Origin of the sequence: Neobacillus muris, from assembly GCF_943193175.1 — a bacterium.
In the GTDB taxonomy this organism is placed as follows: Bacteria; Bacillota; Bacilli; order Bacillales; family Cytobacillaceae; genus Neobacillus; species Neobacillus muris.
This window is the reverse complement of the sequence record NZ_CALPDF010000001.1, coordinates 163,397-179,321: the sequence shown is the minus strand read 5'-3', so window position 1 is coordinate 179,321 and position 15,925 is coordinate 163,397. Positions and strand designations below refer to the sequence as shown.

The following is a 15,925-nucleotide window of genomic DNA, read 5'->3' as shown; positions in this document are numbered from 1 at the left end:
CAAGATGCCAAAATTAAACAAAACCATCATCTATGCGCTGTTGATCGTCTTTTCGATCGTTTCCCTCTTGCCATTGTATTGGGTATTCAGCACATCCTTGCAATTAAGCAGCTATCAGGATGAAGACTTAGAGCGTTCCGTTTCGTACGTGGACTCCAATCCACCGAAAATGTATCCGATGGGGATCCCGGAGTATTTCGAGCACTGGGGCAAGGCGCGTGATGCTGAAAAGGCTGGCGATGACAAGGATGCAGCTTATCATAGGGAAGTCATGCATGAGATTGTGACAGACAGTTTTTCCGGATTTACGACATTGTTTACCAAAAACAATATTGGCCGGTGGTTTTTAAATAGTATTTATATCGCCGTTATAGTGACGGTGGGGATCTTGTTATTCGACTCGATGGCGGGGTATGTACTCGCCAAGAAACAGTTCCCGGGGAGAAATTTAATCTTTTACTGTATAGTGGGAACGATGATGATTCCCGGACAGGTGACCCTGGTTCCCATGTTCATGATGGTGAAAAATTTGGGGATTATGGATACTCATTGGGCACTGATCTTCCCAGACCTTTCGATGGTCTTCGGGGTATTCCTCATGAGACAGTTTATGTATTCCATTCCAGATGAACTGTTGGATGCTGCCAGAATTGACGGTGCTGGCGAGTGGAAGACCTTCTGGCAAATTGTTTTGCCTTTGGCAAGGCCCGGTTTGGCCGCGCTTGGCATTTTCACCTTTATGAACGTTTGGAATTCGTTCCTATGGCCGATCATCGTTTTGAATGATGCGGACCTTTATACGCTGCCAGTAGGCTTGAAATCGTTGCAGGATGCGAACCTGGCAAGCTTTAAATTGTTGATGAGCGGGGCAGCCATTGCTTCTGTTCCAATGATTATTGTCTTCGTCTTATTCCAGCGTCATTTCGTCAAAGGCTTGACATTGGGCGGCGTGAAAGAATAGAGAGAGTTTTTCTCTCTCTTTTTAATGTCTTGGAAGGGAGGAATCGAATTGAAAATAGGCCTTGATGTTTTTTTTGAAAAAGATCTTTCAAAGTTTAAAGGGGAAAGAATCGGTCTTGTCACGAACATGACTGGGGTCAATCATCGGCTGATCCCGGCGATTGACCTGTTTCACGAGCATCCAGATCTTCATTTAGCAGCCCTTTATGGCCCGGAGCATGGAATCCGCGCCAGTGCCAAAGAGGGCGAAAAGGTGGAGACGTTTGTAGATCCCTATACGAACGTTCCGGTGTATAGTTTATATGGCGCTTCCAAGAAGCCCAGCAAGGAAATGCTGGATCCTGTTGATGTGATTTTCTTTGATTTGCAGGACATTGGGGCAAGATATTATACGTTTATTTATACCATGGCCTATGTGATGGAGGCTTGTGCAGAACACGGTAAGCATTTTGTCGTTCTTGACCGTCCAAATCCCATTTCCGGAACAGCGGTAGAAGGCAATTTAGTGGAGGAAGAGTTTCGGTCTTTCGTGGGCTTGTACCCGATTCCAAACCGGCATGGTTTGACGGTGGGGGAACTGGCGCTCCTGTTTAAGCATGAGTTTGGGATTAATTGCAAGCTCACGGTCATTCCGATGGAGGGCTGGAGCCGGAAGCTCTATTATGATGAAACAGGGCTGTTTTGGATTCCGCCTTCCCCGAATACGACAGGAATTGACATGGCCGCGCTGTATCCGGGAACCTGTCTGGTGGAAGGAACGAACCTGTCAGAAGGACGAGGCACAACCCGCCCGTTCGAATATGTCGGTGCCCCATATCTGGATGGCTACCGGTTAGCAAGGGCGTTCAATGATAAGCAGCTCCCTGGTGTGTTGGCACGCCCGATTTCGTTCGTACCGACCTACCAAAAGCACAAAGATGCTGTCTGCGAAGGTGTGCAGCTTCATGTGGTCGACAGGAAGACCATTCATTCCTTAAAGACTGGATTGACATTGCTGGAACTCATTGCCGAAATGTATCCGGATGATTTAGGTTTTATCCAGTTTGGCGAACAGCAGCGTTACATTTTTGATCTGCTGGCTGGCACCAATCGAGTAAGAGACTTGATCATGAAAGGGAAAACACAGGTTTTTTTAGAGCAGTGTGAGGAACAAGCCGAGGATTTTCAAACTCGAAGTACCCCGTATCTTCTGTATAAATAACTTTTTAAAATATAGTACGTAAAAAGGAGCGAGTAATTGTGATATCCTATCGTTATTATGAGCCTGGGGATGAACAGAAAGTGGTCGAGCTTTGGAATGAAAGCCTACCGCATGACCCGATTACGCCCACTAGATTCCGCAATTTGGTTTTGCTGGATGCGAACTTTGATCCGCAGGGAATGCGCTTGGCCTTTGAGGATGACAGATTGGCTGGCTGTGTGTATGCTGTAAGAAGATTGCTGCCGATGATCGGTACCGATTTAGAACCGGAAAATGGCTGGATTCCCTTCTTTTTTGTCCATCGGGATGTCCGCCGGACCGGTGTAGGGGAAACGTTAATGAAAGCGGCCATTGATTTCCTTGCGTCAGAAGGCCGAAAAAATGTCTTTTTCGCGTCCTATGCGCCTAATTATATTTTGCCCGGCATAGATGAAGATACCTATCCGGAAGGTTATGCCTTTCTTTTGCGCCAGGGATTTGAAAAACAGTATTCGCCTGTTGCGATGGACAGGAGCCTGATTGGCTATGCCCCATCAAAGGCAGCCATCGAATTAAAAAAGCAGCGCGAACAAGAAGGATATTCTTTTACAACCGCACAAGATAAGGACCTATACGAGGTCATCCAATTTGCCAATCATAAATTTAATCCGGACTGGGGCAGGGCAATTCGCGAAGGCGTGCTGCAGGGCCTGCCGCCGCAGCGCATTTTGGTGGCAAGAAACGGCCGCAAGCTGGTTGGTTTTTGCATTTATGGAGGGTATGAAGGCATCCCAGAACGGTTTGGCCCATTTGGGGTAGACCCTGATGAACAGGGAAAGGGTTTAGGGAAAATTTTATTGCATGAGTGTTTGAAAAACATGCGTTCCGAAGGGCTGCATGGCGCTTGGTTCCTGTGGACAGGAGAAAAAAGCTCTGCCGGCTATCTTTACAAAAAAACAGGATTTGACATCACACGCAAATTTCATGTAATGAAAAAATCCATATAAAAAGAAAAACAACGAGATCAATAAAGAGAGATGATGCTCATGTCATTCATGACAGGAGGACTCGTAATGCTGTCAGAAATGCATTCGAAACTTCCTCCATCTGAAGAAAAAATAGCCTTGTATATATTGGATAATCCGCAGGAGGCCATTTCCTTGACTGCAAGCGAGCTTGGTAAGCGGAGCTCCACTAGCAGCGCTGCTGTGATTCGGCTTTGCAAATCGCTTGGCTTAAAAGGTTTTCAAGACCTGAAGCTGCGAATTGCCGGGGACCTGCAAAAAAATAGGGCTGTCGGATTCCGGGATATCGAGCCAAACGAATCGGCGGTGTCCATCATTGAAAAAATGACGAGCAATAGTATCCAAACGATACGTGAAACAGCGGAACTATTGGACCATGAAGAGCTGGAACGTGCTGTGAAGGTGTGCCAAAATGCGGAAACGATTCACTTTTTTGGCGTCGGTGCCTCCAGTATCATTGCCCAGGATGCCCAGCAGAAGTTTTTGCGGATTGATAAAAAGGCAACGGCATTTCCAGATTTCCACATGGCCGCAACGTTAGTGGCGAATGCCAAAAAAAATGACGTGGTGGTGGGGATTTCTTTCTCAGGAAAAACCTTTGAGGTGGCTAAAATTCTTGAGCTTGCCAATAAAAAGGGTGCCCATACGATAAGCTTGACGAAGTATGGCTCTTCCTTAGTGACCGAACAGGCGGATATCAAACTATACACATCCGCTACAAGAGAGCCTACCTTCAGAAGTGGGGCGACCTCCTCAAGAATTGCCCAGCTTCATGTCATTGACATCTTATTCATGTGCGTAGCCTCCCAGGCATACGAAGAAACCGTCAAGCACCTTGACGAAACAAGAGAAATGATCGACATCTTAAGAGATACGATTAAACCAAGACCAAAATGAACCGCGGGGACGGATTTCCTGCTTTATTCCTGTTTCATGTTTTTGAAACTGGGTGAAGCAGGAGTGCCGTCCTTTTACTTTGTCAGCGGCTGTTAAATAATGGCTGAAATGGATTATAATAGAATGAAGGGGTGAAATGGATGATGGATGTTCTATTATGGATCATGGTGATTGCTTGTTTTGTTTTCAGTTTTGTCGGTTTAGTTTATCCGATTATCCCGTCAGTGCTAGTGATTTGGGCCGGTGTGCTGGTGTATCAATTTGGAATTGATCCGGATGAGCTTTCTTGGATTACATGGACGATGCTGGTGCTTTTGACGGTTTTGCTGTTTTTAGCTGATTATTTGGCCAATCTGCATTTTGTGGATAGGGCGGGAGGCTCCAAATGGGGGATGCGGGCGGCAACCATCGGCCTCATTGCCGGCAGCTTTGTGATTCCTCCGTTTGGCGTGATCATTGTGCCGTTTATCTTGGTCTTCCTCGTGGAATTGCTGCAAAAGAAACCATTTCAAGAATCGTTAAAAGTGGCATTTGCCACACTAATTGCCTTTTTAAGCGGGACATTAGCCAAAGCTGTCATTCAGCTGATTATGATCGGCGTCTTTGTTGTGGATGCCATTATTTAAGCCCTGGGGAGGTTCTTGCGGCCAAAGCCATAAAGAATCCGTTCCCCTTTTATTTTTGTGTCATTTTCCCTTATTAATTGACAAATTTTTTAAAATATTTAAAATTTAGATTAATACATACAAGATTTTCCGCATCTGACTCCAGTCCTACATATACGGGGTGAAAAATGGATATTACCAAGCATTTCTTCTTCAACCTTTCTTTATTAACCATTATTTTATTCTTTAGTTTAGTGTGGATTGAAAAAAAACAAGGAAAATCAGTTTCGAAACTTTGGATCTTCATCTGGTTCATGTTCCTGTTAGCGTCATGTTTGCTATTCTCCTATCATAAAGAAAACTATATCTGCTTGGATTTAAGATCCATTCCCATCGTGATTGGCGGGCTTTATTTTGGAATCGGCCCCTTTCTTTGCTTGGCAGTTATAGTGTTGCGCGGCATTTATGGCCTTGATATGGGGTTTCTGCTTAATGCCCTCCTATATGGGTCACTCTCCATTCTGTTTTGGAAGGTCCACCCGCTGTTTTATATCCAACCCCCCAAAAAACGGATGATTATAACTATTATGGCTGGGATATTATTGAACATAGTCACCATCATTTTTGTCGAGATCGCTAGTCCGCCCGATAACAGGATCGATGCCTATTTTGCCTATCTTGTCATTCCTTCATTGGGGTTAGGGATGATTTCCTATGCGATCGAATTTGTCAGCAAGAATACCCAAATGAGGCTCGAATTGGTTAAGTCGGAGAAATTACATGCCGTGGAGCAAATGGGAGCGGCCATCTCTCATGAAATTCGCAATCCCCTGACTGCCGCGATCGGTTTTGTCCAATTGCTGCAGGAGCAGAGCCTTGCCCCAGCCAAAAGAAATGAATATTTAGGGATTATTAAGGGAGAACTGGAATCCGCTGAGCGGGTCATTCAGGATTATTTGACCTTCTCCAAGCCTGCTTTGGATAAAAGAGAATCGATTGATGTCAATCGGGAACTGCAGCAGATTGTGAAAATCCTAAAGCCCACCGCGAATAAACATTCTGCTAAGATTGTGGCCAATTTGGCCGTCAGCGCCTATGTCTATGGCGACCGGCAAAGGTTTCACCAATGCTTCATCAATGTGATAAAAAATTCAATCGAGTCGATGCCTCACGGCGGGTTCATTTTAATCGAAACCAAAACTAGTCACACCGATATCACCATTACGATAAAGGATACAGGTGTCGGCATGACAGAAGAGCAGGTGGAAAGGCTGGGAGAACCCTATTATTCTACGAAAGGATCCAAAGGCACTGGGCTGGGGATGATGGTTGTCTACAGCATCATTAGAGCCATGGAAGGAAAAATCTATGTCACGAGCGAGGTCGGCACTGGTACGATCTTTCGATTTGTTTTGCCATTAAAACATAAATAATCGTGTTTAATCTATGGGCATGGAGATGGCTCTTAGGGCAATAAGCTACAAGAACCATCCCCATGCTTTTCTTATATTGACAAATGTTCCCATTCAATATATACTACATTACATCAGTAATGCACTAAGTTAGTGGGGAGGAGGAACTGCCTTGAGTTTAAATCTGGACGGTTCAAAGCCCATTTATGTTCAGTTAGCAGAGTGGCTTGAAAATGAGATCTTGAATGGCCATTTTGACAGCGGCCAAAAAATCTATTCCCAATACCAGCTTGCGGAAATGTTTATGATTAACCCGGCAACCGCAGCAAAGGGGTTAAATATTCTGGCGGATAAAAGCATCCTTTATAAGAAGAGAGGGCTTGGAATGTTTGTTTCAGAGGAGGCAAAATCGATCATCCTGACAAAACGAAAAACGCAGACCTTAACGGGATTAGTAGAGGAATTGGCGGCAGAAGCCAAACAGCTTCATGTAAGCATAGACGAACTTATCAAGATGATCAAGGCGGCCATGACAAGGAGGGCAGAAGAATGAATGCCATTGAATGCAAAGGATTAACCAAAATGTTTGGAAGGGTAAAAGCGCTTGACCAGCTTTCCTGCACGATTGAGGAAAATAAACTAACTGGCTTGATTGGTCGCAATGGAGCGGGAAAAACCACCTTGTTAAAAATCATTGCCGGCTATTTAAGGGAAACATCGGGGGAAATCAATGTATTTTCCCAACCGCCTTTTAACAACCTTACTGTGTCGGCAAACGTCATTTTTGTCCATGACCAAATGAATCTGCCAACCGCCTTAACGCTTGAAGAAATCTTAGCTGCAGCGGGCAGCTTTTACCCCAATTGGAACCATGGGCTTGCCACCCGTTTATTTGATTACTTTTCCTTTCAGCCATTGCAGTATTATCATGGCCTGTCCAAAGGTATGAAAAGCACCTTTAACATGATACTCGGTTTATCGGCCCGCTGTCCCCTCACCTTGTTCGATGAACCGACGACCGGCATGGACACGGCTGTGCGAAAGGACTTTTACCGCGCTCTGTTAAAGGACTATATGGACCATCCCCGCACGATCCTCTTATCAAGCCACTATTTGGATGAAATCGAGGATCTCCTGGAGGAAATTCTTGTTTTAAAAGAAGGCAAACAACTTCTCCATACGACCATCGATGAGCTTCAGGAATGGGCCGCAGCCGTTCAAGGGAAGGCTGCTTTTGTACAGGAATGGTCAAAGAATAAACAGATTATTTTTTCCGAAAAAGTCGGAATGGATCAGATGTATACGGTTGTGAAAAATGATTTCTCTGATAAGGAGCGGCAGCTTGCCCGGGAGGCCGGGATTGATTTGCTGCCAGTCTCAACAAGTGATCTATGTGTCTATTTAACTAGCAGTTCAATAGGGGGGATTGATGATGTCTTTGACAAAAATGTCGATGATAGTGGTGATTAAAAAGCAGTATGCCTTCAAGCTGCAGGCCTATAGCCAGGTGTTTCTCTCACTCATTTTTCTGCAAATGATAGCGGTGCTCTTTTCATTAGGGGGTGTTGCCTCTATGGGCTCGAGCGATGGCATGGTGGAGGTGCAGCTGAGCTATTATTCAGCCGACATGGTCTTAGTTTTTACGATGCTGTGGGGGATTATCAGCGCGGTTCTCATTACGACAAAGGCCTACCGGAACGATGATTATCTGTTTATCACGAACCGGCTGACAAGCAATCTGTCCAATCTGTTATTCCTGTTGACTGCCAGTTTCATAGGAGGGATAACCGCGATCCTGTCATCTTATCTTTTAAAAATCGTGGTGAACCTGTTTGTCAGTGAATATTTTTTCAGCAATCCTAACGGCTGGCCGGGGGCGCTGGAGACTCTGCTGGGCATATTCTCGGCATTTCTTTATATCTTTCTCTTTTGCATGCTGGGGTATTTGGCAGGCACGCTGGTCCAGTTTCATAAATCCCTCACCGCTTTGCTGCCGGCGGCGATTTTGGGAGTCCTCTTTCTGGATGTGGCTGACGGGAAGGCTGGGGTTTTCGCCGATATTTTTACTTTTTATCATTCTGAATCTTCCGTCTTTCTCTTCTTCTTGAAAATTATGGCTACCGCTGGCCTGCTGTTTTTGGCATCGGCTGGGTTGTCTAATCGATTGGAGGTTCGATCGTGATGAGCCTTATCCTATTTCTTATATTGATTGCTGGAATGGCGGGCATGATGGCGAAAATGATGATGGGAGGTTCTGGAAAGCGCGGCCGTTTTTCTTACTTAAGACGGGTAAAAGTGGTGTTTACAGTCTATTTGGCTGTGTTGATCCTTTGTATGATCGTCAGCCTGCTGCTTCCACCGCCGGGAGGGGTAGAGTTGAAGCGTGTAAAGGACAAAGAAGTTGAACGGGAGAGCCAGCAGCTTTATGAATTAGCGGCAGAAGGAAGAGTAGAGGCGCTGGACCCGGCGTTTTTAGGAAAGAAGTGGGTCTTCGATTATGATCAGCAGCGGCTGGATCTGGCTTTTCAAGATGGGAATATGATGATGCCGGTTATAGTTAAAAGAAAAGCCGGCGATGATGGGAAAATCGAGGCAGCCTATTACCGGGCCCGATACAGCATGAATGGTTTCGATATCACAAAGCTGATTGATGACCCGAAGTTACAGCTCTCGAATCGTACCCTTACATTGTTAAAGCCAGCGTCAGGCAAATTAAAATTTTCTACGTATAACAGTGTTTTCTCCGTCAAACAATTAAAAGGAGAATCGGGCACAGGCTTTTCCTCTTCATCAATTGGAGGCACCCGTATCCTGTTTCTTTCCATTCCTAAGAATCTGGAGCTTCAATCCGAAAACATGGAGATTCAGTATGTAGAGTCATGACCAAAGTGACCAGAGGGACGGTTCTTATGGCTTTTTGCCATAAGAACCGTCCCTCTGGCCTTCCGATCAATTTAGTTTGGTCATGGAGGCTGGTACTTGTCGCGCCTCCTCATTTCCTTCTCCAATAATAAATGGCTGCTAAGAGGATGAGCCATAGAGGTCCGACAACGCAGGCGATTCTGGTGTCTGGGTTGTAGAGCATCAGGCCGGTTATGAGAACTAGGCTGGCCAAGGCGATGTAGGAGGTGTATGGGAATATAGGCACCTTGTATTTAATCCGTTGGATGGCTTCAAGTTTTAGGGTTTTGCGGTAGCGGAGCTGGGAAACGAGAATGATGCCCCAGGTCCAAACTGCCCCAAACGTGGCAATGCTGGTCACCCAAGTAAACACTTTTGCCGGAACCACATAGTTGAGCCCTACACCGATCAATAAGACGGCAGCTGTTACCAATACGGCTGCCCCCGGTGCACCTGACTTCGTGACTTTTCCCAATCTCTGCGGTGCTTCTCCCTGCTGGGCAAGTGAATACAGCATCCTGGCAGAGCTGAAGATACCGCTGTTGCAGGAAGACAGTGCCGCTGTCAATACTACGAAATTTAAGATTCCCGCCGCGCTTTTGATGCCGATTTTTTCAAAAGTAAGCACAAACGGGCTGCCTTTCGTGCCAATCTCCTCCCACGGGTAGAGGCTCATAATGACAAATAAGGAAGCCACATAAAAAAGCAAAATCCGCCAAAACACGGTATCAATTGCCCGTGCCAGCGTCCTTTCCGGATTCTTCACTTCCCCTGCGGTCACCCCAATCATTTCAATCCCTAGGTAGGCGAACACGACCATTGGAACCGACAATAACACTCCATTCCATCCGTTCGGGAAAAAGCCGCCATGTTCCCAAAGATTCGATATCCCGGCTGCTTTCACGCCGCTCCCAATGCCAGCAATTAGACACGCTCCCACTGCGATCATCGCCAATATCGTGACAACCTTAATCAGGGCAAACCAAAATTCTAACTCCCCAAATGCCTTGACGCTGAGGATGTTGATCATGACCATCAGCAGCAATCCAGCCAGTGCCCAAACCCATTGGGGGACGCCAGGGAACCAATACCCCATGTAGATGCCAACGGCGGTAATTTCAGCCATGCAGGTGGCCACCCACAGAAACCAATAGTTCCATCCTGTCAAGAATCCGGCCAGCGGCCCTATATAATCATGGGCGTACCTGGTGAATGAGCCCGCGACGGGTTTTTCAATCGCCATTTCTCCAAGTGCCCTCATAATGATAAAAATCACGATGCCGCTCAGCACATAGGCCGTGAGGATTCCTGGACCAGCGGTCTGAATCGTGGAAGCTGAACCAAGAAATAATCCGACTCCAATGGCAGCGCCAAGAGACATTAACGTAATGTGCCGGTTCTCTAAACCGCGCTGCAAATCTCCTTTTTGAACGTTGTGACTCATAGATGATAATCTCCTTGCCTGCTTGTTTATGCCCGATTATAGCATAGTCTGAAACAAAGGTTGAAATAGTGGGCTCTCATTGATATTTTTGGCTTATTGATATATTATATATTTAGATAATTATCTAAATAACGAAAAGCTTTTTTCAGCCATTTTTATCATGGAAGAGAGTGTTTTAAATGAATGATGCTTTTAAGGCGTTGTCCGATCCCAGCAGGAGGAAAATCCTCCATTTGTTGAAAAAGCAAGACCTATCGGCTGGAGAAATTGCTGATCAGTTCAATATGTCAAAGCCCAGCATTTCGCACCATTTGAATTTATTAAAGCAGGCCAATTTAGTGGATGCCGAAAAAAAGGGGCAGCAAGTGATTTATTCGCTCAACACGAGTGTGTTTGAAGATGTGGTCACCTGGTTTATGGATTTTCTAACGAAGGATGAGGAGGGTGAGACGAAATGAAAAAGTATGGGTTTGGTTTATTCTTGTTACTATTGACTGTCATCGGAACGGTGGCGGCGTATCCCTATATGCCGGATCAAGTGGCGGAGCATTGGAATTATAAGGGAGTGCCGGACCGCTATAGTCACAAGTCTTTTGGTTTATTTTCAATGCCGGTGTTTATGATCCTTTTGTATGTTTTAACCATGCTTTTGCCTAAGATTGATCCGAAGAAAAATAATTACAAGCGGTTCGAGGGCACCTATTTTTGGACGATGAATGGCATTCTGGTCATTCTTTTCTTATTGCAGGCGGTGAAAATCACCACGGGGCTGGGAGTCGTGAATCCTAAATACGTTGTCCCTGAACTGGCAGGGCTATTATTTATTTTTATTGGGAACGTAAGCCCGAAATTCAAACCGAATTACTTTTTTGGCATTCGGACGCCGTGGACATTGGCAAACGAAGAGGTATGGAAAAAAACTCACCGCTTGGGAGGAAAGGTCTTTGTTGTATCGGGATTATTGCTTTTGATTGTCCCGTGGCTGCCAGCCTTTATCCAAGCCTATTATGCAATTAGCATCATCCTGATTTGTTTAGCGATCATTCTTTTCTCTTCTTATTATTTCTTTATCAAAATCTGAATGGGGCGTCACTGTTCTCAAGGCTCGCACATCTTTAACCAATAATTGGGCATACTCTTTTTGAGATGGCATGGATGGTTATAGAGGGGGGAGCTTTTTTGAAATGCCCGCAATGTGTTTATTCGAATCCAGATGGGGTGAAGTTCTGCTTAAACTGCGGCGAAAAGTTTGTTAAACAGAATACGCCGGAGGATGATACCAGCTTTTTTTATGAATTTGCTCATTATGTGGATGCGGTTCCTAAGTTTGAACGATCCGTTGAACCAAAATTTCAGAATATCTTTTCGCGGGTTTTCCGCAATCATAGCGAACTGGAAGCGGAACGGCTATTCATTGTAGGAACGGCGCTGACGACACCGAAAATTACTGAAGTGACAGACACGTGGCCAAAGCCTTGGCTGTTTGCTAGGGTGTTCATCATTGCGCTTCTGGCTTTTGCTGGATTTTACATTGGCGTCAGCTATTTTCACAATATTAATTTTATCCCCGGACTTATTATTACTGGAGCTTTTGCGGTTCCGTTTACGACGTTAATTTTCTTTTGGGAAATGAATGCCCCGCAAAATATCGCTTTTTATCGGGTGATTTATGTTGTGCTGGTGGGGGGAATTCTTTCGATGCTGGCAGCTCTTTTGTTTTTCGACATTCTTAGAAACAATATTAATCCGATTACGATTGGGATTGCTGAAGAGCTTGCTAAAGCCATCACGGTCATTATTTTTGTGCGATATCGAAAATACAGGTATATTTTGAATGGGCTGTTGATTGGGGCCGCGGTTGGCGCAGGGTTTGCCGCATTTGAAACGGCTGGGTATGCGTTAAGGTCGCTGCTTTCCGGGGATGGTGCCAATCTCTACAACACGATTATGTGGCGGGGTTTTTTTGCCCCGGGCGGTCATGTTGCTTGGGCGGGCTTGACGGGAGCAGCTTTCTGCAGGGTGCAAGGGGATCAGCCATTTAAGCTTAGCCTGTTAGTCCGTTTTAAATTTTGGCGGGTTTTTGCCCTTGTTGTGACGATGCATGCATTATGGGATACCCCGATAACGGGAATGTTTCCGTTTGGGCAGGTATTTTTGATGGCTGCATCCTGGGTGGTTGTCTTCCTGCTTATCCGGGCCGGACTAAAGGAGATCGGGGAAAGAAAATTATCAGTGTAAGCAATAGATTGAAATGGTTTCGGTTAACTCCTCATAAACAATGGGGAGTTTATTTTTTAAAAATATCCAAACCAGCCGCTATTGAGCTTGCTGGTTAATGGAAATGAAGGATTCGTGTTGGGGAGTTCCCGCATCGGGAGATTTCTTTCCCGTTGGAGCCATCATGAGGACAAAAATGGGGGAGGTCTCGGAGAATTTGTCGTCATGAAGACAAAAAGGAGAGGGAGGAAAGTTCAAGTATTCCTACTTGATTTATCGGGTTAATTATATTACAATAACATCGTTTTTAAAAAAGGGGGAAACAAATTGAATACCGTTCTTATCATCATTAATATCATTATTCTACTGGCATTAATGGCTGGTTTATTTTTTATGCAAAAAAAACATGTTTCTTTTTCAAAACGTGTTTTTACAGGATTAGGTTTAGGAATCGTATTTGGCTTCATTATTCATTTGGTCTACGGTACGGCCTCGGATGTAACCACTGATACGATCGATTGGTTTAACATTATCGGCAACGGCTATGTAAAACTGCTGCAAATGGTCGTTATGCCGCTTGTCTTCATTTCCATCATTGGTGCGTTTACCAAGCTAAAATTGACGAAGAATATTGGGAAAATCAGTTTCTTAGTCATCGCACTCTTGCTGGGCACCACAGCCGTTTCAGCAGCCCTTGGAATTGGATCTGCGCTGGGATTTAACTTGGACGGCATCCACTTAAGTGAAGGGGATGCGGAAAAGGCACGCAATGAGCTGTTGCAGGAAAAAGTAGTCGGTGTCCAAGATATGACCATCCCGCAGCAAATTGTTGAACTGCTTCCAAGCAACCCATTCCAAGATTTAACAGGTGCCCGCCCAACCTCCACCATTGCGGTCGTTATTTTCGCCGCTTTCATTGGGGTTGCCTACCTGGGAGTAAGACGCAAACAGCCCGAGCAGGCTGAGTTTTTTGCAAAAATCATTGATACGCTCTACACCATCATTATGAGGGTAGTGACCTTGATTCTTCGCTTGACGCCATATGGCATTTTAGCGATTATCACCAGGGTTACTGCAACAAGTGACTATGACGCCATCGTTAAATTAGGAAAATTTGTCATCGCTTCATATGTGGCATTGATTGCCATGTTTATTGTGCATTTATTGCTCATCACCATTGCAGGGTTGAATCCTGTCAACTATATGAAAAAAGCATTGCCAACATTAACCTTTGCGTTCTCATCACGGTCAAGTGCCGGTACGCTGCCGTTAAACATTAAAACACAAACCAAAGATTTAGGCGTTTCTGAAGGGATTGCCAACTTTGCCGGATCCTTTGGACTTTCCATCGGGCAAAATGGCTGCGCTGGCATTTATCCTGCGATGTTAGCCATCATGGTGGCACCGTCAGCAGGAATTGATGTAACCAGCTTTTCCTTCATTATTACCCTCATTCTTGTCGTGGCCATTAGTTCGTTTGGGGTTGCCGGGGTAGGCGGCGGTGCGACATTTGCCGCATTGATCGTCTTGTCCGTCTTGAACCTGCCAGTGGCGATTGTCGGTTTGTTAATCTCCGTTGAACCATTGATTGATATGGGCCGTACAGCTCTTAACGTCAGCGGTGCGATGACAACAGGTGTGTTAACAGCTAAAATAACCGGTGAATTAGACCAAGAAACCTATCAACAGTCAAACATTGCGGAAGCATAATAGGATATTAGGGGACGGTTCTCTTCCATTTTGGAGCAGAGAACCGTCCTTTTGTTTTAAAACTCTCGATTTTTATAAAATCTCAGCGATAGAAAATAGGAGGCGGCAAAAATAAGGGCGAGCGGAATCAAGACGAGAAGGATAATTTGCAGCTGTGCCCCTTCTTGGATCAGCTCGAGCGCTTTTTGTCTAAGATCAGACTGTTCATTTTGAGCCAAGTTGCCGATCGTCATCGTTCCTCCAAATATCAGGACGAAGAGAATAAGAATGTTGACAATTTTTGATTTTATATAGCCGAATTTAAAGATCAGCGGGAATGAGACTGAAAATAGCACCGTTATCGCCACCAGGCTGCCCGCTATGGCTGTTGGCGTGACTGTCAGTTGAATCGGCAGGTTCAACACCTGGGCTATGAGGTAAAGGAGACAAAACCCAAGGATCGCATAGGCTGCAAAGACATAAACAGAAAGATATTTGGAAAGGACCATGGTGTGTTTCTTGATAGGGAGACTGATGAGAATAATATCGCTATTCGCTTTTTCTTCCAGGGCGCTTGCCCCCAAAACAAGCTGATAAGTGATGGTGATAATCCCCACCGTCATGCCAACCGGTCCTAAACTTGATAGAGATATAGAAAAAAAGATGATCAAGGCGATCGAGATAAGAAGCGCATGCTTTTGAACCAAAATATCTTTTTTAATAAGATGAAACACGGTCAGCCCTCCTAGTGAAAAATACTAAAATATCCTCTAATGTCGGTCTTTCAATCATGACGGAATCACCGAAATGCTGCCTTACTTCTTGCTTATTGGACGATAAGGCTTCAAATCCAAAGGCATTTTCCCTAAGCCCAATCCATTTCTCCCGATTGGCCTCATCGAGTTTATCGATTCCGCCTTTGACAATGCAGTATTCCTCTAATAGTTCATCTTTTGGCTTGGTGAACTGGATTATACCGTTATTGATCAAGGTGATATAATCGGCAATTTTGTCTAAGTCTGACGTGATATGGGTGGAGAAGAACACCGATTTGTTTTCATCCTCCAATAAAGATTGGAGCACCTCCAACAGTTCGGAGCGGACCAGCGGGTCTAATCCCGAGGTGGGTTCATCCATAATCAATAACTCTGCATGATGCGAAAGGGCGACCGCCAATGAGAACTTCATTTTCATCCCCTTTGACAGTTCCTTGATTTTTTTCTTTGATGAAAGTTCGAATTGGTCCACATATTTTTCAAAAATTTCTTCATCCCACTTAGTGTAAAAGGGACGGACGAAGTCCTTTATTTCTTGGATCGTCAGGTCTTCATAAAAATGGTTTTCGTCATACACAAATCCGATTCGGTCCTTAATTGCCAGTTCGTGTTTTTCGCTGTCTAAACCAAACAGTTTAATCGTGCCGCTGTCCTTCTTGATTAAGTTCATCATTAGCCGGATGGTCGTGCTTTTGCCGGACCCGTTTGGGCCGATGAATCCCATAATATAGCCTTTTTCCAGAGATAGATTCACATTTTTTAACGAGAAATCCTTATACCTTTTTGATACATTGGTCATTTCGAGAATATTGCTCAACG

17 protein-coding genes are annotated in these 15,925 nt (G+C 44.9%); 14 read left to right on the top strand and 3 right to left on the bottom strand.

Features of this window, described 5'->3' with window-relative positions:
- The first annotated feature begins 4 nt into the window (after positions 1-4).
- From NFS43_RS00810 to NFS43_RS00765, 10 genes are all read left to right on the top strand, one after another.
- Entirely contained in the window at positions 5-961 is a 957-nt protein-coding gene (locus NFS43_RS00810) for a carbohydrate ABC transporter permease (RefSeq protein WP_251548850.1), read from the top strand.
- A 48-nt stretch (positions 962-1,009) separates the two neighbouring features.
- On the top strand, positions 1,010-2,161 hold the full coding sequence (locus tag NFS43_RS00805; protein ID WP_251548848.1) for an exo-beta-N-acetylmuramidase NamZ family protein: 1,152 nt from the start codon (positions 1,010-1,012) through the stop codon (positions 2,159-2,161).
- A 38-nt stretch (positions 2,162-2,199) separates the two neighbouring features.
- Positions 2,200-3,147 (top strand): GNAT family N-acetyltransferase, encoded by a 948-nt coding sequence (locus NFS43_RS00800; protein WP_251548847.1) that lies wholly within the window; start codon positions 2,200-2,202, stop codon positions 3,145-3,147.
- A gap of 66 nt (positions 3,148-3,213) precedes the next feature.
- The gene (locus NFS43_RS00795) at positions 3,214-4,062 is read left to right on the top strand and encodes a MurR/RpiR family transcriptional regulator (RefSeq protein ID WP_251548845.1); all 849 of its coding nucleotides are present in this window, start codon (positions 3,214-3,216) and stop codon (positions 4,060-4,062) included.
- A 143-nt stretch (positions 4,063-4,205) separates the two neighbouring features.
- On the top strand, positions 4,206-4,688 hold the full coding sequence (locus NFS43_RS00790; RefSeq protein ID WP_251548976.1) for a DUF456 domain-containing protein: 483 nt from the start codon (positions 4,206-4,208) through the stop codon (positions 4,686-4,688).
- Positions 4,689-4,855: 167 nt separating this feature from the next.
- On the top strand, positions 4,856-6,100 hold the full coding sequence (locus NFS43_RS00785) for a sensor histidine kinase (RefSeq protein WP_251548843.1): 1,245 nt from the start codon (positions 4,856-4,858) through the stop codon (positions 6,098-6,100).
- Between the two features lie 151 nt (positions 6,101-6,251).
- Complete coding sequence (locus NFS43_RS00780; RefSeq protein WP_251548841.1) at positions 6,252-6,632, top strand: GntR family transcriptional regulator; 381 nt, start codon at positions 6,252-6,254, stop codon at positions 6,630-6,632.
- Complete coding sequence (locus NFS43_RS00775) at positions 6,629-7,549, top strand: ABC transporter ATP-binding protein (RefSeq protein WP_251548839.1); 921 nt, start codon at positions 6,629-6,631, stop codon at positions 7,547-7,549. Before NFS43_RS00780 ends, NFS43_RS00775 begins: the two co-directional genes overlap by 4 nt.
- Positions 7,512-8,261 carry a hypothetical protein gene (locus tag NFS43_RS00770; protein ID WP_251548838.1) on the top strand — a complete coding sequence of 250 codons (750 nt, stop codon included), beginning with the start codon at positions 7,512-7,514 and terminating at the stop codon, positions 8,259-8,261. Before NFS43_RS00775 ends, NFS43_RS00770 begins: the two co-directional genes overlap by 38 nt.
- Positions 8,258-8,962 carry a hypothetical protein gene (locus tag NFS43_RS00765; RefSeq protein WP_251548836.1) on the top strand — a complete coding sequence of 235 codons (705 nt, stop codon included), beginning with the start codon at positions 8,258-8,260 and terminating at the stop codon, positions 8,960-8,962. The genes NFS43_RS00770 and NFS43_RS00765 overlap by 4 nt, the downstream gene beginning before the upstream one ends.
- A gap of 109 nt (positions 8,963-9,071) precedes the next feature.
- Here the strand turns inward: NFS43_RS00765 and NFS43_RS00760 are convergent, their stop codons facing one another.
- Positions 9,072-10,424 (bottom strand): amino acid permease, encoded by a 1,353-nt coding sequence (locus NFS43_RS00760; protein ID WP_251548834.1) that lies wholly within the window; start codon positions 10,422-10,424, stop codon positions 9,072-9,074.
- Between the two features lie 179 nt (positions 10,425-10,603).
- Between NFS43_RS00760 and NFS43_RS00755 the strand changes: the two genes are divergently transcribed.
- The 4 genes from NFS43_RS00755 to NFS43_RS00740 all read left to right on the top strand — a co-directional run bounded on the left by NFS43_RS00755 (position 10,604) and on the right by NFS43_RS00740 (position 14,351).
- Positions 10,604-10,882 (top strand): autorepressor SdpR family transcription factor, encoded by a 279-nt coding sequence (locus tag NFS43_RS00755; protein ID WP_251548832.1) that lies wholly within the window; start codon positions 10,604-10,606, stop codon positions 10,880-10,882.
- The gene (locus tag NFS43_RS00750; RefSeq protein WP_251548830.1) at positions 10,879-11,505 is read left to right on the top strand and encodes an SdpI family protein; all 627 of its coding nucleotides are present in this window, start codon (positions 10,879-10,881) and stop codon (positions 11,503-11,505) included. The genes NFS43_RS00755 and NFS43_RS00750 overlap by 4 nt, the downstream gene beginning before the upstream one ends.
- 98 nt (positions 11,506-11,603) lie before the next feature.
- A complete protein-coding gene (locus NFS43_RS00745; protein ID WP_251548828.1) occupies positions 11,604-12,662 on the top strand; it encodes a PrsW family glutamic-type intramembrane protease in 1,059 nt (352 codons plus the stop codon).
- 354 nt (positions 12,663-13,016) lie between these two features.
- Complete coding sequence (locus NFS43_RS00740) at positions 13,017-14,351, top strand: L-cystine transporter (RefSeq protein WP_277613887.1); 1,335 nt, start codon at positions 13,017-13,019, stop codon at positions 14,349-14,351.
- Between the two features lie 56 nt (positions 14,352-14,407).
- On the opposite strand, the gene NFS43_RS00735 is transcribed toward NFS43_RS00740, so the two are convergent.
- The gene (locus tag NFS43_RS00735) at positions 14,408-15,064 is read right to left on the bottom strand and encodes an ABC-2 transporter permease (protein ID WP_251548824.1); all 657 of its coding nucleotides are present in this window, start codon (positions 15,062-15,064) and stop codon (positions 14,408-14,410) included.
- Positions 15,048-15,914, bottom strand: a complete 867-nt coding sequence (locus NFS43_RS00730; protein WP_251548975.1) for an ABC transporter ATP-binding protein — start codon at positions 15,912-15,914, stop codon at positions 15,048-15,050. Before NFS43_RS00730 ends, NFS43_RS00735 begins: the two co-directional genes overlap by 17 nt.
- Positions 15,915-15,925: the final 11 nt, after the last annotated feature.

Excerpts from the sequence above, each read along its gene's own strand:
- NFS43_RS00750 (WP_251548830.1), top strand. The coding sequence starts at position 10,879 with ATGAAAAAGTATGGGTTTGGTTTATTCTTGTTACTATTGACTGTCATC.
- NFS43_RS00755 (WP_251548832.1), top strand. The coding sequence starts at position 10,604 with ATGAATGATGCTTTTAAGGCGTTGTCCGATCCCAGCAGGAGGAAAATC.
- NFS43_RS00810 (WP_251548850.1), top strand. The coding sequence starts at position 5 with ATGCCAAAATTAAACAAAACCATCATCTATGCGCTGTTGATCGTCTTT.
- NFS43_RS00775 (WP_251548839.1), top strand. The coding sequence starts at position 6,629 with ATGAATGCCATTGAATGCAAAGGATTAACCAAAATGTTTGGAAGGGTA.
- NFS43_RS00785 (WP_251548843.1), top strand. The coding sequence starts at position 4,856 with ATGGATATTACCAAGCATTTCTTCTTCAACCTTTCTTTATTAACCATT.
- NFS43_RS00790 (WP_251548976.1), top strand. The coding sequence starts at position 4,206 with ATGGATGTTCTATTATGGATCATGGTGATTGCTTGTTTTGTTTTCAGT.
- NFS43_RS00770 (WP_251548838.1), top strand. The coding sequence starts at position 7,512 with ATGTCTTTGACAAAAATGTCGATGATAGTGGTGATTAAAAAGCAGTAT.
- NFS43_RS00740 (WP_277613887.1), top strand. The coding sequence starts at position 13,017 with ATGGCTGGTTTATTTTTTATGCAAAAAAAACATGTTTCTTTTTCAAAA.
- NFS43_RS00795 (WP_251548845.1), top strand. The coding sequence starts at position 3,214 with ATGCTGTCAGAAATGCATTCGAAACTTCCTCCATCTGAAGAAAAAATA.
- NFS43_RS00760 (WP_251548834.1), bottom strand. The coding sequence starts at position 10,424 with ATGAGTCACAACGTTCAAAAAGGAGATTTGCAGCGCGGTTTAGAGAAC.